The sequence below is a fragment of the Aurantibacter sp. genome (genome assembly GCF_039941195.1).
Classification (GTDB): Bacteria; Bacteroidota; Bacteroidia; order Flavobacteriales; family Flavobacteriaceae; genus Aurantibacter_A.
The window spans coordinates 82,013-106,036 of record NZ_JBDVFA010000035.1; the positions used below are offsets into that span (position 1 = coordinate 82,013).

The following is a 24,024-nucleotide window of genomic DNA, read 5'->3' on the forward strand; positions in this document are numbered from 1 at the left end:
ATAATCTACTATCCCACTAACAAAATATTTCCTAGCTGTATATTCCACTATCGCCTATTAGCAAGTATCTAATTACCCTGACACTATGTTCTAAATAAATGTTATGCTTCTATCAAAACCTAAATTCATTTGCTACAATGCATCTAAAACAATATCTTGAACCTTCTAATAATAATTAATTTTTATGTACTCAATTGGTTATGACATTGGCAGTTCTTCAATAAAAGCAGCACTTGTAGAAACTGCTACCGGAAAGTCTATTTCCGTAGTAAGTGAACCTAGTATTGAGATGGAAATGATTGCAATAAAAAATGGTTGGGCTGAGCAAGATCCTAATGATTGGTGGCTACATATTTGTAATGCAACAAAAAGACTAATTTCTGAAAACAAAATCGATGTTTCAACAATTAAAGGCGTTGGTATTTCTTATCAAATGCATGGTTTAGTTGTAGTCGACAAAAAGGGTAATCCATTACGAAATTCAATTATCTGGTGTGATAGCAGGGCCGTTGAAATCGGTCAGAAAGCATTTGATGCCTTAGGCAATAAAAAGTGTTCGGAAGAACTATTAAATTCTCCTTCTAATTTTACCGCCTCAAAGCTAAAATGGGTAAAAGACAATGAACCAGATATTTATGACCAGATTTATAAATTTATGCTTCCTGGTGACTATATAGCATATAAATTAAGTGATTCCATTTGCACAACAATTTCAGGGCTTTCTGAAGGTGTATTTTGGGATTTCAAAAAAAATAATATTGCCGATTGGCTTTTAGAGCATTACGGTATAGATAAAGCGCTAGTACCTGAGATAAAAGATACCTTTTCAATTCAAGGCAAAGTATCAAAACAAGGTGCTTTAGAATCTGGTTTAGCAGAAGGAACATCAATTTTATATAGAGCTGGTGACCAACCCAACAATGCACTCTCTTTAAATGTATTTAATCCAGGAGAGGTTGCTGCTACCGGTGGCACCTCGGGGGTAGTTTATGCAATAACGGAAAGTCTATCTAGTAAAGAAAGTACGCGTGTTAATAATTTTGCACATGTTAATTACAGCAAACAAACAACACGTATAGGTAAATTGCTTTGTATTAACGGTTCTGGAATTCAATACAGATGGTTACTAAATAATTTAGACGTTAGCTCTTATGAAGAAATGAATGATTTAGCTGCTACTGTTGCTATTGGTTCAGATGGAGTAACCATTCATCCTTTTGGCAATGGTGCAGAGCGAATGCTAAATAATAAAACCCTAGGCACAAAGATGTCTAATATCAATTTAAACAATCATAACAAAGCACATTTATGTAGAGCGGCATTAGAAGGTATTGCCTTTTCTTTTGTCTATGGCATGGAAATTATGTCATCAGACGGAATTAGCCCCAACGTAATAAGAGCGGGTAATGACAATCTTTTTAGATCAGAAATATTCTCCAATACTATAGCTACTCTTATTGGACAAGAAATTGAAATTTACAAAACCACTGGTGCAATTGGTGCAGCAAGAGCTTGCACACTTCACAAAGGAGATTTTGACACCTTTGGTAAACAAATAATGAATAATGATTATGTGATGGGTTTTAAACCATCCGAAACTAAAAGTGCGTATGAAAATGCGTATGAAAAATGGAAAAACGAACTACAACAACTACTTAAAAACAACTAATATGGCACTCATTGGAGACAAAGAATATTTTAAAGGAATAGGTGAAATTAAATATGAAGGTAAAGATTCTGATAATCCTTTCGCATATAAGTATTACAACCCAGACCAAGTTGTAGCGGGCAAAACAATGCGCGAGCATTTCAAATTTGCAGTTGCTTATTGGCATACCTTCTGCGGACAAGGTGCTGACCCTTTTGGACCGGGTACCCAAAGCTTCCCATGGGATCAACCTTCTGATGCTATAGATGCTGCCAAAGCAAAAGCCGATGCAGCATTTGAATTTATTACAAAATTAGGAGTAGACTATTACTGTTTTCACGATTTTGATCTAATTCAAGAAGGTGCAACCTTTGCGGAATCGGAAAAAAGAATTTCAACAATTGTTGATATTTTAAAAGGTAAACAAGCTGAATCGGGAGTAAAATTATTATGGGGTACAGCAAACTGCTTCTCAAATCCAAGATATATGAATGGGGCATCTACAAATCCCGATTTTAATGTTTTGGCTCGTGCTGGCGGGCAGATAAAATTAGCATTAGATGCAACAATTGCACTGAATGGTGAAAATTATGTGTTCTGGGGTGGTCGTGAAGGATATATGTCTCTTTTAAATACAGATTTAAAAAGAGAATTAGATCATATGGGTCGCTTTTTAGGTATGGCCCGTGATTATGCCAGAAGCCAAGGTTTTAAAGGTAATTTCTTTATTGAACCTAAACCTATGGAACCAATGAAACATCAATATGATTTTGATTCAGCCACGGTTGTCGGCTTCCTAAACGAACATGGTTTACAAGATGATTTTAAATTAAACTTAGAGTTTAACCATGCTACTTTAGCTAGCCACACCATGCAACATGAAATGGAAGTTGCTGCTGCTCACGGAATGTTAGGAAGTTTAGATGCTAACCGTGGAGATTATCAAAATGGATGGGATACAGACCAATTTCCAAATAACATTACTGAAATCACCGAGGCAATGATTACCTTTTTACAAGCCGGTGGACTACAAGGTGGTGGTGTTAATTTTGATGCTAAAATTAGAAGAAATTCTACCGACATGGATGATGTATTCCATGCACATATTGGTGGTATTGATATTTTTGCTCGCGGTTTACTTACAGCTGATAAAATCCTAAGATCTTCTTCTTATGAGTCGCTTCGCAAAAAAAGATACAGTTCTTTTGATACTGGCAAAGGAAACGATTTTGAAAATGGAAAATTAGATTTCAATGATCTTTACGAAATAGCTAAGGAAAATGGGGAGTTAGATTTACAAAGTGGTAAACAAGAGCTTTTCGAAAACATCATCAACCAGTATATATAAGCAGCACATTTTTATTTTATATAAAAAACCCAACATAAAATATGTTGGGTTTTTCATTGCTACTACTATTTTAGATATAACTTTCTTATCTAAAAATAATATAAGTACTTATCACTACTAGAGTTATTAATAAACCAGCCGGTTTAACATATTTCCAATTCGTAATATTAACTTCATTGGTATACTCTTGTATATAATCTGTATCTCTAGGTTTCATTTTGCCGATAACTAACATCAAAATTATTGTCAACACAAAAGTGATAGCCTGCATATGCAACATATGAGGTAACCATGCAACACCAAATCCTCTTGACAATATAATGTATGCTACATACACGACAAAGGCAAAAATAATTCCAACTTTAGCTGCAGACGCTGGAACCCTTTTGGTTAGAAAACCAATAACAATAGCGGAGAGTATCGGTATACTATAAGCACCATTTACTTGCTGCAAATAACCAAACAATCCGCTTGATGCGTAATATAGAAACGGTGCCAACACCATTGCAAATATGGCCAGTCCTATTCCAAATTGTTTTCCTTTAGATACAACTAAAGATTCATTGGCATCTTTATTTATATACTGTTTATAAATATCAATACCATATAAAGTAACACAACTGTTTAATGCACTATTAAATGAACTTAAAATAGCACCAAAGAGTACTGCAGCAAAAAAACCAACAAAAGCCGGTGGTAATACTTGCGCTACTAATTTCGGATATGCTTGATCGGCTCTTTCTAATTGTCCATCAAACATATGGAAGGCTATAATACCTGGCAAAACAACTATTATCGGACCCAAAATTTTAAAAAAGGCAGCTAACAGTAACCCTTTTTGTCCTTCTGCCAAATTTTTCGCACCCAATGCACGTTGAATAATTTGTTGATTACTGCCCCAGTAAAATAATTGCACCAGTACCATTCCGGTGAATATTGTAGCAAACGGAATACTTGACGATTCCGAACCTATTGCATTAAATTTCTCAGGGTGTTCCGCTGTCAATTTTGATAATCCACCAAGAATGCTATTGTCATCACTAATGGCCAGAAGACCAAATACAGGAATTAACAACCCACCTATTAATAAACCAATAGCATTTATACTGTCTGATACGGCAACAGCTTTCAACCCACCAAAAATGGCATAAATACTACCAATTAAACCAATACTCCATACGCACACCCAAATAGAAGCCCATTCCGATATTCCTAATTTTCCAGGTAAATCAAACATTCCGCTAATCGCAAGTGATCCAGAATAAAGGACTATAGGCAAAAGTACAATGGCGTAACCACTAAGAAACAATCCTGAAGTCATTGCTTTTGTGGTAGTATCAAATCTACGTTCTAAATATGTTGGAATTGTACTAATTCCTCCTTTTAAATAGCGTGGCAAAAGATAAATTGCACAGATTACCATTGCTATAGCAGCCAGAGTCTCCCAAGCCATAACCAAAATGCCATCACGGTATGCATCACCATTAAGACCAACAATTTGTTCGGTAGATAAGTTTGTTAAAAGCAAAGATCCTGCTATAACTCCTGCTGTTAAACTTCTACCCCCAAGGAAATACCCATCGGAAGATTTTTCGTTTGTTGATCGTGTTGCTAAATAAGCTACTACAGCTACTAATACTGTGAAGCCCACAAAAGAGAGTATTCCGAACATAAAAATTTTGGTTTGATTGCAAGGCTAAATATATCGGATTATTTATTAAAATCGAGGAATTCAAGGGTATTTCTAACCACATTTTTAGTTTTTCAACTTATTTTTAATCGAATTAATAGATTATCAATATAATACAACATTTCTTTTAACTATAAGGCGCCTTGACAACCGCTAATTTTAACGTAATATTGCAAAATTAACTTAAGACGATAAGTAGAAGAACATATCGTTTTAGACTAATAACTTTTTAAAGAATCATGAGAAATATCTTTTTATTAGCTGCCATTGTTTTGTTTTTGTCTTGCAATGAAGAAAAAAAAGAAGAAGCAATTATTATTTCACCTGAAGATCTTCATGCCTCTGTAGATAAGGTAATTGAAATAATGATTCATGATATTTTTTCTCCACCAGTTGCAAGCAGAATTTTTGCATATCCGAATATTGCGGCTTATGAAATTATAGCTCTTGAGAATCCAGATTATTTATCATTAGCAGGCCAAGTAACAGACTTAACTGCCATTCCAAAACCAAAAGAAAATACAACTATCAATTACCAAATGGCAGCATTGGTAGCACATATGGAATTAAGTAAAAGACTCATTTTTTCAGAAGATAGAATGGAAGCTTTACGTGATAGTCTTTATACTAATTGGAATTCTAAGAATTCAACCTTATTTAATTCATCAAAAACGTATGGTTTAGAAGTGGCAGAACATATTGGCAATTGGATGGGGAAGGATAATTATGCGCAAACACGTACCATGCCTAAGTTTACCGTCGATATTGAAGACCAAACAAGATGGCAACCCACACCGCCAGCTTACCATGAAGGCATAGAGCCGCATTGGAATAAAATAAGGCCTTTTGTAATAGATTCGGCTTCACAATTTAAACCAATTCCACCACCAAAATTTTCAATGGAAAAGGATTCCGATTTTTATAAAGAGCTTATAGAAGTATATAATATAAGCAATGAAATTACTAAAGAAGGTGATACTTCAGATGGTGTAGCTATTGCGCAATTCTGGGATTGTAATCCTTATGTTTCTGTAACAAGAGGGCATTTAATGTTTGCTACCAAAAAAATAACGCCTGGTGCTCATTGGATTGGAATAACTAAAATTGCCAGTAGAAAAATGAAAAGTGATTTCGACCAAACTTTATATGCCTATACAAAAACGTCAATGGCAATAGCGGATGCTTTTATTAGTTGTTGGGATGAAAAATACCGAAGCAATTTAATACGACCTGAGACTTTAATTAATCAACATATAGATGAGAGTTGGCAGCCTATTTTACAAACTCCTCCTTTTCCTGAATACACAAGTGGACATAGTGTAGTTTCTGGTGCAGCAGGTACAGCATTGACCGAAATTTATGGTGACAATTTTGCATTTGATGACGACACAGAACTACCTTATGGTCTGCCTGTACGTAGTTTCAAATCATTTAACGCTGCGGCAAACGAAGCGGCAATTAGTAGAATGTATGGTGGTATACATTATAGAGCTGCCGTAGAAGTTGGAGTTAAACAAGGTCGTGATTTAGGTCAGTTTGTTTTAAACAATCTTAAAATGACGACGGATTCAAATTTAGCTTCAGTTAAATAAAATTAAAAACCGAAACCTAGTCCAAACGAAAATCTTAGACCATCTTCGCTATTAAACAGGGCGAAATTTAACGAGAGTATATCGACTGCATTCAAGAAAAAACCTCCTCCATATGAGGTATGCCATTGATTAGAATCTTGATTAGTAATCCACACTCTACCATAATCAAAACCACCATATAGCCCAATTGACATAGGTAAAATTCCAGTTCGTATTTTACGCAAACTATATCTGAGGTCGGTGTTCTGATAATACGAAGTTTTACCGGTAAAACGTTGGTTTCTAAATCCACGAAGACCATCAACTCCGCCAATACTCGCCCCTTGATAAAACTCAAACCCCTCTCCCAAATTAAAATGTGCTTTCCATTTTGTCGCCAATACTAGCCTTCCATTAGGAATTAATTTATGATCAATCGAAAGACTAGGAACTATATAACCAAAACTTTCTCCTTCAGAAGAAACAGACGTCTTATACCCGAGCAGTAGTGATGTTGACATACCTATAGTTGGAAACGCAGCATTATCTGTATTCGAATAATCATATTCACTTTCTATGCCTACAAAATCTTTTTGATTGTCTTCACCGTTAGCCACATAAAAGGTATTTACAAAGCGATCCTCTGTTTCTTCAACTTCAATACTTTCATAAGAAATACCTGTACGAAATTTAGAACCCATATCTCCACGCCATACCAATGATGGGGAAAATCTAATTTTTTCGATTTTTACACGGTTATAATCAAGTTCTAAATCATCATCAAAATTTTCGGTTTCATTTCCAAGACCAAAAAAGTTAATACTAAAATTAGGACTGGTAAACTTTGCATCCAACTCAAAATTTGCCTTCCCAAAAACATTCGCAAACTCCCCTTTATAACCAATATTAAAACCTTGAGTTGCAAAGTAAAAAGCTCCATTAATAATATGTTGACTAGTAAATGGGTTCTGTTTAAATCCGTTTTTAGTATAAATATTGGAAAAACCAATTCTAAAACCGTCGTCCGGGTTTGCACCTATTGTTGGAACAAATTGGTTCGAACTACTTTTAAGTTTTATAGGTTGATAGGTGTTTGTTTCGTAGTCATTACTTAACCGAATTCTAGCACCTTCTTTATTCTCAAAGGTATTCTTCTTCAATTTTTGATCATAAATATTAACACCTTTACTATCTACAACATTATAAATATCATTATTATGACCGCCGACAATTCTAAGTTTAATATGGTTCGATTTAACATCATTAACATCAAAACGATCATCATCATCTAGTCCATATATCCATATTTCTTTCGTGATTTTAGGATCGAATGTTTTTTTAAAAAACTGTTTTCCTTTATCACCTTTCTTTATTCGATTACCTACAACAGTGGTTTCTCCATTTGGCAATCCTGTAATTGTAAATAAATCATCCTTATCAGTACCAACAACTATAGCGTACTTATTAAGAATGTTATAGTATTCTCTAGCCGTTTGTAATAAATCATTCTTACGACTCAAAAGTTTTTTCTTAATGACTGCTAAACGTTCATTTTGTATTTCCTTAGGAAATTGCTCAAAGGCCGAATCAACAATTTGAGAAGTAATTTTATTTTGAATTAAGGCTGTTTGTTCCTCCCACTGACTTAATTCGGTTTCGGGTAATAAAACCATGTCTAATGCAAAAGTTTTAGGTGAACCATTAAAACCCTTAACGCTTCGTATTTCTTCATTAAAACCTTCCATTAAAGTCAAACCAGGAATTGCTCTTGTTGCTAAATTCATAAAGAAACCATCTCCCATTTCTGAATACACCTGATCTCGATCGCGTGGTACAGGTTTATAGACAACTTCATCATTCTTCTTATCTTCAAACTCTGCCCATCGCCATTGATCCGTATGACGGTCCCAATCACCAATCATCATATCAAACAGACGTGCACGAATATATGCGGTTTTATCCACAGTGTATTTTTCATCCTTACGTAATTTTTTAAGCAAATCGTCAGTACTAATCATCTTATTTGCATGACCAAAACTAGCTTGATCTCCATGGCCATCATCAGTCCGCTCTTCTATCATATATAATTCATCTCCAAATTCATCATTATAAGCACCTATTGCATCCTGTTTCGGAATGTAATACAATATGGGGTTTGTGTGATATATACCAACAGCATCAGATAATGTACCTACAGTAAAAGGCGCGTACGGATGAGATCCTGTGTAAAAATCCAATAACAACTGCTCCGTGTACGTTCCATCAAATTCTCCTACAACATATTGATCTTTAAAGACCATAGCTTGTAAATAAACCTCCGCACTTTTTTTAAGTGCACGCATTACATATTCCTTCCCTTCGGGATTAACCAACCGTAATGATTTTGATTGATGCCCTCCACCTTTTCGCATTACTTTTAAACCACCAAACAAGGTATCTAAATCAATGGTTGGTGCTGTAACTTCAGTAGAATAGACATCGCGATAACGTTCACCCCAAAACCATTTAAACAAACCACTTTTATCGGTTTCTTCTTTAGTATAAATTGATGCTTTAACTGTTGGAGGGAAGTTTTTAGCATATTGTTGACCAATTCCTTTTTTGTCGGCCTTTAGAACATTTGTAGCAAATAAATTTTCTTCCTTATCATTATTATCTACTCCATAGAAATAAACATTAGAAGAACCATCTTCATAAACCTCTAATTTTGCGTAACCCATTTCACCTGTTGAGAACTGACTCCCATTCAACAACATAGTAGCCTCTTGTTTAGAGCCAGAACCACTAACAATTTGCGGAGTATTATTTTCTAAAATATATTGAAGTGAGTGTTCATGACCCGAAACAAATATTACTTTTTCTGAATACTGTGCCAACGTAATTAAGCGTCTTCGCATTTCGTTATATCGCTTGTTGGACATATCTTGATGTGAAGTCCCAGTCGTTCTCCTTAATACATTTATTACGGAACCAATAATAGGTAACGGTAAATTGGAGTTTGTTGGAAACATGTGCTGTTTAAATGAATATTGACCACCATGGTTTCCATAGGTAGACATCGGATGATGCGCCGCAATTAAGGTTGTTTTATTAGCATTTTTTTTAATTAAACCTTCTATTTCTTCAAAGAATTTTTCGCGATCCTTAATTTCACAATGATCATTCATGTCTGGGTGATTATCCCAGTTTGTTAAATACCACTCTGTATCAATCGCAATTACAACAATATCATCACTAATATCAATTTTCTCTATTGGACAACCATCTTCAGGAAAAAACACATCTTTACTATCCAGTTTCTCCTGAATATAATTCTGTTGTCGTTCGAGGCCTTCGAGACCATTTGAATACCAATCATGGTTTCCAGGTATAAAAAGTGGTTTACCCTTAAAATCTTCCAAAGATTTTAATTGAGCATCTAAACTATTTTTAGCCTTAAGGTAGTTTTTGTGATTTTCAGAAGGTAATCCAGCAGGGTAAATATTATCACCGAGAAAAATAGCAGTACTATTTTCATCAGCATTTTTCAAACGCTCCTTAAATAGCTTCAGGTTACTATTAAATCCGCCCATAGGAGATTTACCAGCATCACCTATAAGATAAAAAGTATGAACAGGCTTGGTTGTGACACTATCCAAAATACCCGATTTTTCAAGAGCATATTTTGCCTTTTGAGTAGCACAGCCACTTAAAAAAAGCATGCAAAAAATAATAAAATAGAAATTCTTCATATAAAATAATTAGTTGCCTTTTTTAATTTTTAGCAAACTACAAAATAACCGTATAGAACTGATTATTCAAAAATAATAGCAGTAATAAATTGTTATCGTTATAATTGATAGTCCATTATCACCAAACTAGCTAAAACGAAATACAATTAAATATGCAGTGTAACTGTTTATCAAATTTAAATTTTTGTAATTTGGATGTTTCAACTGCATATTATGTCTGAAATTATTGATAAAGCTGAACAATACGCTAGCAATTTATTATCAAAAGAGCTCGATTCAAAATACTTATATCACAATTTAAAACATACACAACGTATAGTAAAAAGTACTAAAAAATTAATAGCTGCTAATAATCTTAATGATATTGCAAACGAACATCTATTAATTGCTGCATGGTTTCATGACACAGGTTACACCTTGGGACCAAACGAACATGAAGAAAGTAGTTGTAAAATAGCGCATAAATTTCTTGTGGATAATGAATATAATCCCGACGGAATAAAAGAGGTTGAGCAAATTATTCGCGCTACAAAACGAAATTACAAACCTCAAACCCTTTCGGAACAAATTATCCGTGATGCCGATTGTTCTCATTTCGGACAAAGAAGTTATTTTGAAACAGCAGAATATTTAAGAGAAGAATTATCGCTATTAGGCTTGGCCGAATTTTCGAGTAAAAAATGGCGCGATGTTAATATAGAAATGTTAGAAAACGAACATTCATTTTACACCGATTATGCCAAAGAGAATTGGGAAGAGACAAAGAAGCAAAACTTAAAAACACTTTTAAAAGAAAGAAAGGACGAAAAAGCTATTGCCAAAAAAGAACAATTAAAGGCAAAATATAAAAATGAAAGTCCAGACCGTGGAATTCAAACGTTGTTTAGAGTTACACTAAAAAATCATATTACACTAAGTGATATTGCCGATACAAAAGCCAATATTTTACTCTCGGTAAATGCGATTATAATATCTGTATCATTAGCCAATTTAATTCCGAAGTTAGATAATCCTTCTAATGCGTATTTAATATATCCTGCGGCAATATTTGTAATATTTAGTGTTGTATCTATGGTAATGGCAGTTTTAGCAACAAGGCCAAATATTACAAGTGGAAAATTCACAAAAAAAGATGTTGAAGACAAAAAAGTAAATCTACTATTTTTTGGTAATTTTCATAAAATGAGCTTAGCGGAATATGAGTGGGCGATTCAAGAATTGGTCAAAGACAAAGAATATATCTACAGCTCTCTTACGAAAGACCTATATTTTCTAGGTTTAGTTTTAAACAGAAAGTACAAAATTCTACGTTGGACTTATACTGTTTTTATGTTGGGTATAATTATATCGGTACTTGCGTTTGGACTATCATTCTATTATAATGGGGTTCCCAGATAAAAATTTCCAATAAAGAGAATTTGCTTAAGCTTTCAACTCTTCCATTAAATCGTCGTAGGTATATGTTGTTTCTGATTTTTTGTCCTTTTTGTACAAAATTTCAGCTCGAATTGCTTTTAATCCAGACACTCCTTGTAAACCTTGTAATTCTACAATCTCAATTTTACCTGTAAAATAACCCTTAGATTTTAAAAACTTAATATATCTCAAATACTCAAGTTCATCACTTTTTTGAGAATAAACAATAACCATTTTACCTGTTTGTGTAAGTCTTTCATTAGTACCTTTTATGAAAGATTTATCGATACGTTTTTTTATTATTTCATATCTAGCATTATAGGTGCCATCAACATCAAATTGCTTTTCATCCATTCTAAATCGAATAGATAAAGAAGTATTATAAACTAAAATTAATGAAGCAACATCTAATGGCACAGGTAGGTCTGGCTTTAAACGATAATGCGTGTTTTCCATATCACACATTACTTGTAATTGCCAAAGTCGTAAATTGTTTAAGTACAAAGGTTCATAACTACGTTCACCTGTAATACTATCACCAATATACATATTATGCTCTACGCCATCAGTTTTATATCTCTCAAAAAAATGCGGATACATTTCTTGCGCATTACTTTGCTTCTTGTCAATTACAGAAGCTAACTTCTTATTAATAATCATCACACTTTCATCATAGTTTTTTCTATGATCATAATATGAATTAGTATCAGCATCAATTTTTTCCTCATAACTCTCTATAAGTTTGGCAATGCTCTTATTCTGAGTTTTAAGGTGATTGAAAACAGGAATAACTTCCTTGTTTACAAAATCAAATATTGACTGTTCACTATTCGTGTGCAGCGATACTTTAATTTCTTCGAGATGATTACCTACCCTAAAAATTAATTCTTCGTAAATAGGTAGTTTGGATTTTTGCCAGCCTTGAGTTAATACGTTACTTATGGTTGATAATTGAATCATCAAATCGCGTTGAATTGCTTCATTCCGAGCCTTTGAAGAGTCTTTAATATCTATTTGTCCATAAAGTGGGCTAACATCTTTAAAAACTATTTCATTAAATGAAGGTTGTAAACCTAAGTTACTGTCTTTAATAAACTTTTTAGCCTCTTCTTGAAATTTCCAATAAACAGAAGAATGAACAGAAGTACATTCATTTTGTATTATTGCATCTATCAAGTTTTCTTCTTCAGCTTTGGCACGAAGAACAGCTGAAATAATATAAGGCATTATTTGATCTAACCGTTGCGCATTTATACTATTAAGTTCTCCTTTATTTGGCGACGTTATTTCTAAAACTCCTAGAAGATTATTATCACTAGCAATAGGAGCAAAAATGGCACTCTTAAGTCCTTCCTCCTTCAAATTTTTATATAACGAGGGCCCATTAGATTCATCATATATTTTATCAACATCTGAAATTGCAAAATACTTATTATCATCTAATAAAGCTTCATAAGATCCATCACATAAAACAGAACGGCACGAAACAAAATCATGATTTTGTAATAAAACACTTTTAGTATTTTTACCAATTACTTGTTCAAATTGGTTTTCTGATGGGTTATATACCACAAAACTTGCGTTAACCCCTTTTAAATTAAAAAATGATCGAAATGTTTCTGTAAATTTTTCTAGAATGACATTATCATTCTCAGAACCTTTTGAAATAAGATTAGATTTAATTTCAGAAATCGAATGTTCGGTAGTAACATCGAACATATTCATAACAATAAATCCCCTTGAAATAAAGCTATTTGGAGGGATTTTCTCTTTCCATAATTCTATATCATTATAACTATCTAATAGTTGTTCAATATCGCTCTGAGATAATTTCTTAGCATTTTCAGTGGGTAATATTTCAATAAAATCTGCATTATAAAGAATTCTATAATGCTTCATTATACCATTCACATCAGGAATGTCGTAAAAAAAAGGTCTTTTAAAATCAACATTAACCCCATAGTAAAAATTAAGAATTACAGAACATGCCAAAACATACATTTCGTCATCAGGTAATTCTCGCATTTTTGGAATAAAGTCTAAACCAGCATCTTTAATTATTTGCTGAAAACGTTCAGAGGAATTAAAAACAATATCTTCATAAGGAAGTGATGCTGCTTTAATTTCATTTTTAGTTAATACCTCAGGAAAAGAATCGCGTAACATCAATTGTATTAATTTCTCATGCTTTTGCAATAAAGAAATATCTGTAAAGCCTTCTCGCAATTCAGGATAAGGTTCTTGTGCCTTCAAGATAAATCTAGCTCTCTCAGCTAAAAACTCATCATCACCTTTAGCCACAACTTCGTAATGCTTCAATAATTTATTGAAACTTACATATTGTTGCAATGGCAATTCTTTGGCATCAATATATCCCATGCTTTATTTGACGTTATTATTGCGATAAAATTACAAAAGATTTAACATAAATATGTTAAAGTACGCCTATCTGTAACTTATAACAGGTAATAAGCAATTAAAACACTGTTTATTATCCTTATATCAGTTACTTTAAAACATTTAAAAAGACCACAAACAATGCATTTAACCTGTTTTTTCGGATATTTATATAAAAATAATTGATGTCATCAAATTCGAGGTTAACCCGTGCTTATAATAATGCCAAAACGATACCTTTTGATGATAATTCAAAATTTATACTTTTTAGTGATTGCCACCGTGGTGACAATAGTTTTGCCGATGAATTCGCCAACAATAGAAACATTTACTACCATGCCCTCAAACATTACTATATAGAGGGATTTCAATATTTTGAATTAGGTGACGGCGACGAGTTATGGGAAAATTTAAGCTTTGAATCTATTTTTGAAGCCCATAAGAATGTGTACAAATTGCTAAAACAATTTCATTTAGAAAACAGATTGCATATGATTTGGGGCAACCATGATATGGTGTACAAAGACCCTAATTATGTTAAAAAAAATCTATCGAGCTATTTTGAACCAATAGATGAGAAAGACAAAGAGCTGTTTGAAGGTATAACATACAATGAGGCAATTTTACTAAAGCATTCCGAAAACAATCAGGAGATTTTTCTAACCCATGGTCATCAAGCAGATTGGTGGAATTATACATTTTGGCGATGGGGCAGATTTTTAGTACGTGTCTTATGGAAGCCTTTGCAAGTTTGGGGAATAGCAGATCCTACTAGTCCGGCCAAAAATTATACCGAACTTAGAAAAGTAGAACGTCGCCTAAAAAAATGGATTTTAGCAAATAATTTATTACTTACAGTTGTAGGTCACACCCATAGACCTAGATTTCCAGAACCGGGACAAATACCACTTTTTAACGATGGTAGTTGTGTACATCCTAGAAGCATTACTGGCATTGAAATTGAAAACGGACAAATCTCATTAATAAAATGGCAAATAGCCTCAACCGAAGATGGCACTCTTAAAATTATACGAATTTTACTAGAAGGTCCTCAGAAATTAAAAGATTATATAAACAGTTAAAATCATATCGCTACTTAGGAAATAAATTCCTAAGCTAATAACTAGTAGTCGCGTTGTAAACAAAAAATAATCTTCATCCCAAAACGGATTTATAACTCCAATTTAAAAGTGATTGGAATACTATAAGGTACATTCACCGCTTTACCACGTTGACCTCCAGGTGTCATCTTTGGTAAGGCAACTATAATTCTTCTTGCCTCGTTTTCCAAATTTTGATCTGGACCTCTTGTTTGTATTCTTGTTATATTTCCTTTGGAATCAATAACAAAATGCACATAAACACGACCCTGAATATTCAAATCCATTGCAACACTAGGATACTTAAACTCCTTTCTAACATGTTCTTGTATTTTTTCTTGAAAACATTTTCTACGTTCCGCATTACTCGTTAAATGATTGCATCCTGGATAAATTGGCACATTTTCAATAACTGAAAAGGGCACGGAAATTTCTTCCTCTACCTCCTCTACTGCTACCTCATCCACTTCTATAACCGCATGCACTTCAGTATCTTGATTTATTTCGGTACTTTCAATGATGGTTTCTTCAATTTCATCAGAATCCTCTACAATCTCAATTATCTCGGGTGCTGCCGGAGGAGCTGGGGGAGGAGGCATTTTTAAGGTTTCAGTTATTGGCACTTCTTCTTTTAATTCATCAACAACATTTAAATGTTCTTCAAATGTGTCAATTTTGTCATAAGTCTTGTACTCTAAAGCTTGCCATGTTGTAAAAAGTACAAGCGCTAGCCCAATTACAAAAAAAAGGTTACTATCTCGGTTTAAGTCTGCATTAGGATTCTTTTTTAGTTCCATGATAATTAAATTTAATCACCTGAAATTAAAATAGTTACACCAGAATAAATATGATAATTATCAGTTTAGAGCTAAATCTTCTCATGCTATCCATTTTTTATAGTAAAACTGATTTTTTGCAGTATTAGCTCCACTAATAACATCGATTGTATAACCTATTATAATACAATGTCTACAGTTTCATGAACTCAGAAATCATTATTTTTGAAGCACACTAACACATATAACTATTCACAAAATGCTAAAAAAGACGTTTGCCATTACACTAATTTCCTTGCTATTTGTTTCCTGTTGGAAGAATAAAAGTCCTGAAGATTTAATACGTTTAAAGGATAAATTTAAATCATCAGTATCATCTTTTGAAAAAAAGAAAGAAACTGCTAATAAAAATGTAAACAAAGGTTTAGAGACTCTTAATGCACTTAAAACTGCACTAGAAGACACCAAAAATGAAGATAAAGAATTTGCAAAAGTTTATGGCGATTGGGAAAAGGTTAATAAACGCGTAGAAAACCTTAATAAGGAATACGAGGACCTTAAGGAGCATGCATCAAACTTATTTTCAGCAATGGATACACAAACCAACAGCCTTAGTGATGAAAAAAGTAAAAAAACTTTATTAGCGGCAATTGAAAAAGCACGAACTAAATACAATGGTACACTTACAAATACATCTAAAGCAATTGACAAATTACGCTTATTACATGGTGATGCAGTCGAAGTAGTTAAAGCTCTTGAGGTTGCAGCTGCCTTAAATTCTTTTGATAATATAAATGATCAGATGAAAAGTATTGAAGGCCGTGTAGATGGCATCATGCAAGAATTAAATTTTGCAGTTGTAGAAAGTAAAAAATTATACGAAAAGAAAATTACCGAATTAGGAGAGTAAAATTTACATTCTACGTTATAAAAAAAGGGAAGAGATGTAAGTTTCTTCCCCTTTTAACTATAAAACACCAATTATTTATACATTTTCTGGCACCTCAAAACCTGGACGGTAATTACGTCTCAACATTTTGTCCGCTTCCGAATCACCAACAAAAGATTCTGATTTAGGGTTGAAAGTAAGTACACGATCTAAGCGATAAGCAATGTTACCTAAATGTGCTAAACCAGATGAGAGATGTGCTGTTTCAACAGGACCGTTCAAAATAGAAGAATCCCGTTTTCTAACGGCCTCAATAAAATTAGCAAAATGCCCATCTGTACCGCCATCTCCACGATCCATTCCTGTTCCTGAAGGACCTCCATCTTCACCAGATTTACCGGGAGTACGATCTTTACCTAAGTAAGTTTTATACTTATCGTAACCATCTACTACAAGAATACCCTTATCCCCGTAGAAAATGTTACCAACAGTAGCACCGTCTTCAGTATTAGTACACCAAGGACGGACTTCAAACTGTATAATTTTTCTTTCTTCTGGATAGTTATATACAGAAGTTAACACCTCAGGAACCTCTTTACAATCATCCCATAAGAATTTACCTCCCATAGAAGTAATTTTTGTTGGGAGTCCGACATCCAAGCCCCACATGCACAAATCTGTTTCATGTATACCCTGATTTCCAACATCACCATTTCCATAATCCCAATGCCAATGCCAATTATAGTGAACTAAATTTTTTGTAAAAGGACGTTTTTGAGCTGGACCAGTCCATAAGTCATAATCAACACCTTTAGGTACAGGGGAAAATCCTTGATCACCGATATCGCCTCTCCAACGAAAAACGAGACCACGAGCCATATAAACTCTTCCGATATATCCATCACGCATCAATTCTATTGCCTCATTAACAGCAGGTGAACTTCTAAGTTGCACCCCATGCTGAACAATACGATTGTATTTATGTGCGGCCTCGACCATTTTGCGACCTTCCCATATATTATGAGAACCTGGTTTTTCTACGTAAACATCTTTTCCTGCCTGACATGCCCATATTACAGATAGTGCATGCCAATGATTTGGCGTTGCCACACTAATAACATCAATGTCTTTGTTATCCATGATTTTACGAAGATCCTGTTCTAAAGACACGTCTTTATTGTAGGTTTCTTTGAATGATTTTTGACGTTCTCTTAGCAAATTCATATCTGGGTCACACAAATGTGTAATCCGAACATTATCTTGAGCCATAAAACTTTTAATATGACTTTTACCACGACCATTAACACCCAAAACTGCGGCATTAATCCTGTCATTTGCACCAAAAACACTTGCTGAAATAATCGTCGGCGCAGTAATTACTGCAGAACTAGCAACAGCGGTTTTTTTTATAAAAGACCTCCTAGTTGATTTCATTTTTATTGGTTTTAAATTATACAAAATAGCTACAATCGAAATAAATATTTCAATAAAAAAAGACTCCTCATTTAGATTATAACAGTAGAAAGTTACTACAAAAATTTATTTCGTTAACGTTAACGGTACTTTTTTTTTGTTAAAAATTAATATACCATACAAGGCATTCTATCTTTCTCCTCAAAATATTACATGACTGACGCTTATATTTTTTTAAAAGAATCCTAAAATTATCTCACATAAATCAATAACAAAGCGATTGTAAAAGTACAATACTAGCAGCAGGATTTCCAGAATTAGAAATTGGAATTGTTGGAGTAACATTAGCTTTTCGACTTACCATGGTTATCATCGTCTATGCTATTCGTCACATAACTGGATGCTATATCTAAAGTACTGTGGATGAGTGAAAGATTCAATGCAAAAGATTTAATACCCTCTATTTTTCATAAGTATTGAGTGGCATAGTCAGAGCTGTGATGCTATATCAAATAGCTACAAACCTTGCGAACTTTGAAGTAGGTGGTTGAGCAATGGCTCAATTATGGTTATTTTGGGTATCACCTATTGTAGGGGCTATACTGGCTGGCAATAACTACAAATATCTATCACCCGAAATCCAAAATTAATAAACCAAACTTTTTATCAATAAAAAGACCTCATTCGAGGTCTTTTTTTATGTTTAAAAAATCTTTATAGTAATAATAATAAACTACAAAATAGTATATTTAAAAACACATTAATTTAAATTGTAAATATGAAGAGTCCTTCAGAAAGAATAAAAGATTTAGGTCTAATATTGCCCCCAGCACCACCCCCAGCAGGACTGTACAAACCAGTTCTTGTGGTTGATAAATTTTTATACATATCAGGTCAAGGGCCTATGAAATCAGATGGCACATTAATGGTTGGAAGAGCTGGTGATGATATGGATATTGAACAAGCTAAATTAGGTGCGAGACAAGTTGGACTTACCATGTTAGCTACAATTGAAGCGCATTTTGGGAGTGTTGATAAAATAAAACGTATCGTAAAAACTTTAGGCATGGTAAATTCTACTCCAGATTTTGGAGATCAACCTTTAGTAATTAATGGTTTTAGTGAATTAATGTCAGATGTATTTGGTGCTGATAATGGTGTTGGAGTACGCAGCGCAGTAGGAATGATTCTTCCCGGAGGTATTCCAGTTGAAGTTGAGGCTATGTTTGAATTGAATTAACACCCTAACTAAAACATAACTTCTAAAGATTTCCATTTAAATTAACATACAACACACAAATAAAAATAACCCTTAATCGTTATTTTAATAAACATCTTGATTTATGAATAGGCGCCAATTTATAGAGCACTCATTTTTAGCAATGGCTGGAACTACGTTAATTGGCTGTACAGAAGACAAAAAAGCACCATTTAGTAAAAACCAAATTATTGGTTGTTTTGGAGACAGCATTACTGCTAGTAAAGATGGTTATGTAAAAATGTTACAAGATTCATTTAACAACTCAAATCCTGAATTAAACCTAGAGTTTATAAATTATGGACGCTCGAGTGAAACTGTTACAGGACTTACTGAAAAAGTTCATCCAGGACCGAGACCGTTTCTTTTTGATAGATTAGAAAGTGAACTTAAAAAAGCACCGCTGGATATTGCTTTCTTTTGTTATGGAATTAATTGTGGTATTTATGGTCCACCATCCGATGAATTATTTAGCACCTATAAAAAGGGTGTAATACGTTTTTTAGACCGAATGAAAAAAGTAGATATCAGTGTTATTTTACTAACTCCACCACCAATTGCTTTAGATGTAGTTTCAAAAATACAAACCAATGCAATTGAAGATTATGGCTATTTAAATCCATATCCAGAATATGAAACCGAAGTGCTTAAGGAGTTTGAGAACATTGTTTTATCTACTAATCATACTTCAATAATCAACAAAATAGATATTCATACACCCCTTTTTAATAATCGATTTGAGTGTTACGATTCTGATCCAATACACCCAAATACAAATGGCCATCAACTTATTACCAGTACAATCATCGAAAAAATAGGCTTTTAACAACGCTTTAAGTTCCCGTGGCAAGGTATTTGTTATCTTTATCGCTGTATAAATCGCTAAAAATGTCGGTGAAGTATTTATTCTTATTTTCTTTTATACTACTGTCATACAATAGTTTTGCTCAAGGTGGAGACCTACCGATTGACAATCCCATAAAAATAGAAGCTGCGAACAAGTTAGATGAAAAAGGTACACAGCAAAAAGGAACTTCTTTAAATATTCCTTCTGTAATAGATAAAGAACCCTCTATTAATGAAGATTTATCGAAAAAGAAAAATCCTGTTAGTATGCTACCTAAAAGAGAGTTGGTACAAGCTGGTGAAGGAATGAAGATTGACCCTAAAATTGGAAATAATTATGATAAAGAAGGAGATAACCAATTTTTTGGCAATCAATATTTAGGAGATATCAAAAACAATGGCAAATTTATAGGTATTGTATGCAGAGATCACGAGTACGTTGATGGGGACCGTGTTAAAATTTCAGTAAATGACAGGGTAGTTGACGCAAACATACTATTAACAGGAGGTTTTAAAGGTGTTAATGTAGACCTTGTAAAAGGCTTTAATAGAATTGAGTTTGAAGCACTTAATGAAGGTACTTCCAGCCCTAACACTGCGCAAGTAGATGTCTATGATGACGAAGGAAAATTAATTTATTCGAACAAATGGTTGTTATCAGAAGGCTCAGTGGCGACTTTTATAGTAACCAAAGAGGAGAATTTACTTATATAAACGCCAAGGCCAACTTAATATCATCATAACTAACTTTTCTATTTAAGGTCTCGAATACATACTTCTGACTTGGTGGTCCATCCTTTTGTTTTGCTACTACACTTGCAACTTTTTTCAACAATTTCTCATCTGGGCGATAAAAATCTAAATCTTCATCAGGGTGATCTTCACGTAATCGAATTAAATGACCTGCAATAGTTCCTGTAGAAAGTCCACGTTCAATTGCAATATCTTCTAAAGACATATTCTTTTTTAAATAATCTAGAGTTATTAAATATGTTGACTTTTTCTTTTGTTTCTTTTCTTTTACTTTATTAGAATGTTTTTTAATCTCGTCTGCATCTGTTAAGCCCCCACAATTTTTTATAAATAACTGCGCTTGAGCTTCAAGCGTTTTTATATCGTTTTCCTCATCAACTATTTCAGAAAGCTCCTGAAATCGTTTATCCGCTTTTAAAGCTAAACCATCGACTTGTAATGCAATTTCATTAAAACCTGAAAGCTGAAGATTATCAATATCTTTTAATCGCGATAGTGCAACATAACCTTGTCCGTTCTCAAAGGTTTTCGACAAGTCGATCATGGCTGAGTCTAGTGTCATTCCTTGACATTTATGAACAGTAATAGCCCAGGCTAACCGCAGAGGAATTTGATCTAAACTTGCCAATACTTTGCCGTGATCGTCATGTACCCCCCAAGTTTCTTGTCGCACTGTAATTCGTTTACCATGTATCGTTTTAACTACTGGATATCCATCAGCACTAAACTCAATAATCTTTCCTAAAGTTCCATTTACATACCCTTGTTCTGGGTTGTTGCGAACAAACATTACTTTGGCATCAACTTTTAATTCTAAATGTTCTTGAGCTAAAACTGATTTCTTTAAAGTTTCAACAAGCTTTTGATTGCCTTTAGTTTTAGCTTTAAACTTTTTAGCGTTGCTTTTTAATTTATTTAATTCTATTAAATTTAATTGATCTACATCGGCATTATGTGTAAAAAGTTTTGTGGGAACTTCATCTTGATTTAACAGATTAGATTCTGCATTTTTAAGTAATTCTATGCTTCGATGGGTAATTTCTGCAGAACGAATTTCATTCAAAATTTCATTTAAAACATTATCACCATCTTGACGATATTGTTCTGTTAAGTAGCATACATTTAATCTAGCGTCTAGCCAAGCCTTAGACATAAATGCAAACTTGTCTTTACTTCTTTCGTCATTTCTTCCAATTGGTGGTAACTGAAAAAAGTCACCACAAACAATAATTTGAATACCACCAAAAGCTCGATCATCCTCTTTAAAAAAACAAAGTACTTGATCTACCATATCTAGTTGCTTCTTATGCAACATGGAAATTTCATCTATTATCAGAATCATAGATTCCTCCAGATGTTTTTTAAGATATTTCTTAGTACGCATAGTTACCAAGTTAGCACGAGACAAACGATCTTTAATACCAAAACCTGCCCATGAATGTATTGTCATGCCATTCATATGCGTCGCTGCTATACCTGTAGATGCCGTAATTGCCACAGGCACTTTACGTTCTTTTAAATAAGAAATATATTGATTTAGCACATAAGTTTTACCTGTACCGGCAGAACCTGTTAAAAATACATTTTTACCAGATTTTAATAATGCTAAGGCCTTTTCTTGTTGCACTTGTAGAATTTATTGTAAGAAATACAATATAGTTTTTTTATATGAAAACAAAGTTCTTAGTTACCACTTAAGAGATTTTATATATAAAGGTCATTTACTTTTTTGCCAAGGTACACTACCGCCAACTTGAATATGTTTCATTAAAATTGAATTCAACTCTCTGTACTTTTCTGGCTCCTGTTCTATTAAATTATTTTCCTCAAGGGGGTCGGTAGATAAATTGTATAATTCGTAAGGTTTGTAAGGACTATTTTGCAACAATTTCCATTCCCCTTTTCGAATAGCATAAATAGGCTGTCCTCCATACCAAGTTCCTCCTTCACGACGCACAAAATAAAAAGATCGCTCTGAGTCACTATTTAACTTTACACCATTTAATTCATGTAGTAAACTTCTTCCTTCAATATTATCTTTTGGTTCAGTTCCAGCTATTTCTAACAATGTTGGATAAATATCCATAGTCATCCAATTATTTTTAGAAATGCTTCCTTTTTCAATTTTCTCATGCCAACTAATACATGTGGGCACCTTTAATCCTCCTTCATACATACTCTGTTTACCATCACGTAGAGGTCCATTATTTGCTTTACTTGGTAAGTGACCACCATTATCACTTGTAAAAACAATTATGGTATTTTCATATTGCCCACTATCTTTCAATGCTTTAATCACTTTTCCTATTCCATGATCCATATGCTCAATAAATGCAACAAGCTTAGCTCTTATAGGATCTATATTTTTTTCCCTTTTCAACACTTTATTTAGCCATTCTTGGGGAGGTTGAACAGGAAAATGAGGAGCATTATATGCTAGATACAAAAAAAACGGTTGCTCAGATTTCGCTTGATTAGTAATATAATCTACAGACCAATTTGTAAAGAGATCCGTAGCATGCCCTTCGGGGTCAATAGTTTCTTCATTCAATCGCATATAATTAATATCATGGCGTCGATGTTTCCAATAATCATCCATCATATCACCTAGCCAACCGTGGAAATAATCAAATCCTCTATCGGTAGGAATATTTGGTGATTCCAGCCCCAAATGCCATTTGCCAATTATTGCTGTGGTATACCCTACCCTATTTAATTCTGTAGGTAAGAGTGTTGCCTTTGGGTCAAGATACCCCCAATTATCTTCTTTATATGTTCTAATTACACCAGGCACACCTACTCGATCTTGATACCGGCCCGTGAGAATTGCAGCTCGTGTCGGGGAACAAACTGTAGAATTAGCATAAAAGTTATCGAATCTCATTCCCGAAGCCGCAATCTTATCAATATTAGGAGTTCGAATATCTTTCGTTCCGTAATAAGATACGTCATGATAACCTTGATCATCTGTTAAAATGTAAAGGATATTGGGTTTACTCAAATTTTTAGATTGTTTTTGAGCGTAAGTTTCAACACACCAAACAATGCTAAAAAAGAATAAGAAATATAGATATTTCATAAGTGAGAATAAATAGTTAGTGAATGAAATTCCAGAATGGTGAAAATAATAGAGATTAAAACTAAATACTAATTTTTAACTGTTAAACGCGCGCATTTTTCCATCATCA

General features: G+C 33.6%; 16 protein-coding genes. 9 read left to right on the forward strand and 7 right to left on the reverse strand.

What is annotated here, in order from left to right; translation table 11 throughout:
• The first annotated feature begins 184 nt into the window (after positions 1–184).
• The gene (locus ABJF52_RS06390) at positions 185–1,669 is read left to right on the forward strand and encodes an FGGY family carbohydrate kinase (protein ID WP_348147973.1); all 1,485 of its coding nucleotides are present in this window, start codon (positions 185–187) and stop codon (positions 1,667–1,669) included.
• A 1-nt stretch (position 1,670) separates the two neighbouring features.
• Positions 1,671–2,996, forward strand: a complete 1,326-nt coding sequence (gene xylA, locus ABJF52_RS06395) for a xylose isomerase (protein WP_348147976.1) — start codon at positions 1,671–1,673, stop codon at positions 2,994–2,996.
• Between the two features lie 85 nt (positions 2,997–3,081).
• Here xylA and ABJF52_RS06400 read toward each other — a convergent pair whose 3' ends face one another.
• A complete protein-coding gene (locus tag ABJF52_RS06400) occupies positions 3,082–4,668 on the reverse strand; it encodes a solute:sodium symporter family transporter (protein ID WP_348147979.1) in 1,587 nt (528 codons plus the stop codon).
• 257 nt (positions 4,669–4,925) lie between these two features.
• Here ABJF52_RS06400 and ABJF52_RS06405 point away from each other — a divergent pair, with 257 nt between their 5' ends.
• Positions 4,926–6,278 (forward strand): vanadium-dependent haloperoxidase, encoded by a 1,353-nt coding sequence (locus ABJF52_RS06405; protein WP_348147982.1) that lies wholly within the window; start codon positions 4,926–4,928, stop codon positions 6,276–6,278.
• Between the two features lie 2 nt (positions 6,279–6,280).
• Here ABJF52_RS06405 and ABJF52_RS06410 read toward each other — a convergent pair whose 3' ends face one another.
• The gene (locus ABJF52_RS06410) at positions 6,281–9,988 is read right to left on the reverse strand and encodes a metallophosphoesterase (protein ID WP_348147985.1); all 3,708 of its coding nucleotides are present in this window, start codon (positions 9,986–9,988) and stop codon (positions 6,281–6,283) included.
• Between the two features lie 213 nt (positions 9,989–10,201).
• Here ABJF52_RS06410 and ABJF52_RS06415 point away from each other — a divergent pair, with 213 nt between their 5' ends.
• Positions 10,202–11,386: a Pycsar system effector family protein gene (locus ABJF52_RS06415; protein ID WP_348147988.1), complete on the forward strand. Its 1,185-nt coding sequence runs from the start codon at positions 10,202–10,204 to the stop codon at positions 11,384–11,386.
• Between the two features lie 24 nt (positions 11,387–11,410).
• Here ABJF52_RS06415 and ABJF52_RS06420 read toward each other — a convergent pair whose 3' ends face one another.
• Complete coding sequence (locus ABJF52_RS06420; RefSeq protein WP_348147991.1) at positions 11,411–13,783, reverse strand: GAF domain-containing protein; 2,373 nt, start codon at positions 13,781–13,783, stop codon at positions 11,411–11,413.
• A gap of 203 nt (positions 13,784–13,986) precedes the next feature.
• Between ABJF52_RS06420 and ABJF52_RS06425 the strand changes: the two genes are divergently transcribed.
• Positions 13,987–14,883, forward strand: coding sequence for a metallophosphoesterase (locus ABJF52_RS06425; protein ID WP_348147994.1), 897 nt, complete (start codon positions 13,987–13,989; stop codon positions 14,881–14,883).
• Between the two features lie 89 nt (positions 14,884–14,972).
• On the opposite strand, the gene ABJF52_RS06430 is transcribed toward ABJF52_RS06425, so the two are convergent.
• The gene (locus tag ABJF52_RS06430; protein ID WP_348147997.1) at positions 14,973–15,698 is read right to left on the reverse strand and encodes an energy transducer TonB; all 726 of its coding nucleotides are present in this window, start codon (positions 15,696–15,698) and stop codon (positions 14,973–14,975) included.
• 238 nt (positions 15,699–15,936) lie between these two features.
• Here ABJF52_RS06430 and ABJF52_RS06435 point away from each other — a divergent pair, with 238 nt between their 5' ends.
• Entirely contained in the window at positions 15,937–16,587 is a 651-nt protein-coding gene (locus ABJF52_RS06435; RefSeq protein WP_348148000.1) for a hypothetical protein, read from the forward strand.
• A gap of 75 nt (positions 16,588–16,662) precedes the next feature.
• On the opposite strand, the gene ABJF52_RS06440 is transcribed toward ABJF52_RS06435, so the two are convergent.
• Positions 16,663–18,000 (reverse strand): Gfo/Idh/MocA family oxidoreductase, encoded by a 1,338-nt coding sequence (locus ABJF52_RS06440; protein ID WP_348148003.1) that lies wholly within the window; start codon positions 17,998–18,000, stop codon positions 16,663–16,665.
• Between the two features lie 757 nt (positions 18,001–18,757).
• Here ABJF52_RS06440 and ABJF52_RS06445 point away from each other — a divergent pair.
• The 3 genes from ABJF52_RS06445 (at position 18,758) to ABJF52_RS06455 (ending at position 20,797) form a co-directional block, all read left to right on the forward strand.
• Positions 18,758–19,219 (forward strand): RidA family protein, encoded by a 462-nt coding sequence (locus tag ABJF52_RS06445; RefSeq protein ID WP_348148005.1) that lies wholly within the window; start codon positions 18,758–18,760, stop codon positions 19,217–19,219.
• A 103-nt stretch (positions 19,220–19,322) separates the two neighbouring features.
• Positions 19,323–20,063, forward strand: coding sequence for a GDSL-type esterase/lipase family protein (locus tag ABJF52_RS06450; RefSeq protein ID WP_348148008.1), 741 nt, complete (start codon positions 19,323–19,325; stop codon positions 20,061–20,063).
• A 62-nt stretch (positions 20,064–20,125) separates the two neighbouring features.
• Positions 20,126–20,797, forward strand: coding sequence for a hypothetical protein (locus ABJF52_RS06455; RefSeq protein ID WP_348148011.1), 672 nt, complete (start codon positions 20,126–20,128; stop codon positions 20,795–20,797).
• Here the strand turns inward: ABJF52_RS06455 and ABJF52_RS06460 are convergent.
• Complete coding sequence (locus ABJF52_RS06460) at positions 20,790–22,463, reverse strand: AAA family ATPase (RefSeq protein ID WP_348148014.1); 1,674 nt, start codon at positions 22,461–22,463, stop codon at positions 20,790–20,792. The genes ABJF52_RS06455 and ABJF52_RS06460 overlap by 8 nt on opposite strands.
• A 90-nt stretch (positions 22,464–22,553) precedes the next feature.
• Entirely contained in the window at positions 22,554–23,915 is a 1,362-nt protein-coding gene (locus ABJF52_RS06465; RefSeq protein ID WP_348148017.1) for a sulfatase-like hydrolase/transferase, read from the reverse strand.
• Positions 23,916–24,024 lie beyond the last annotated feature (109 nt).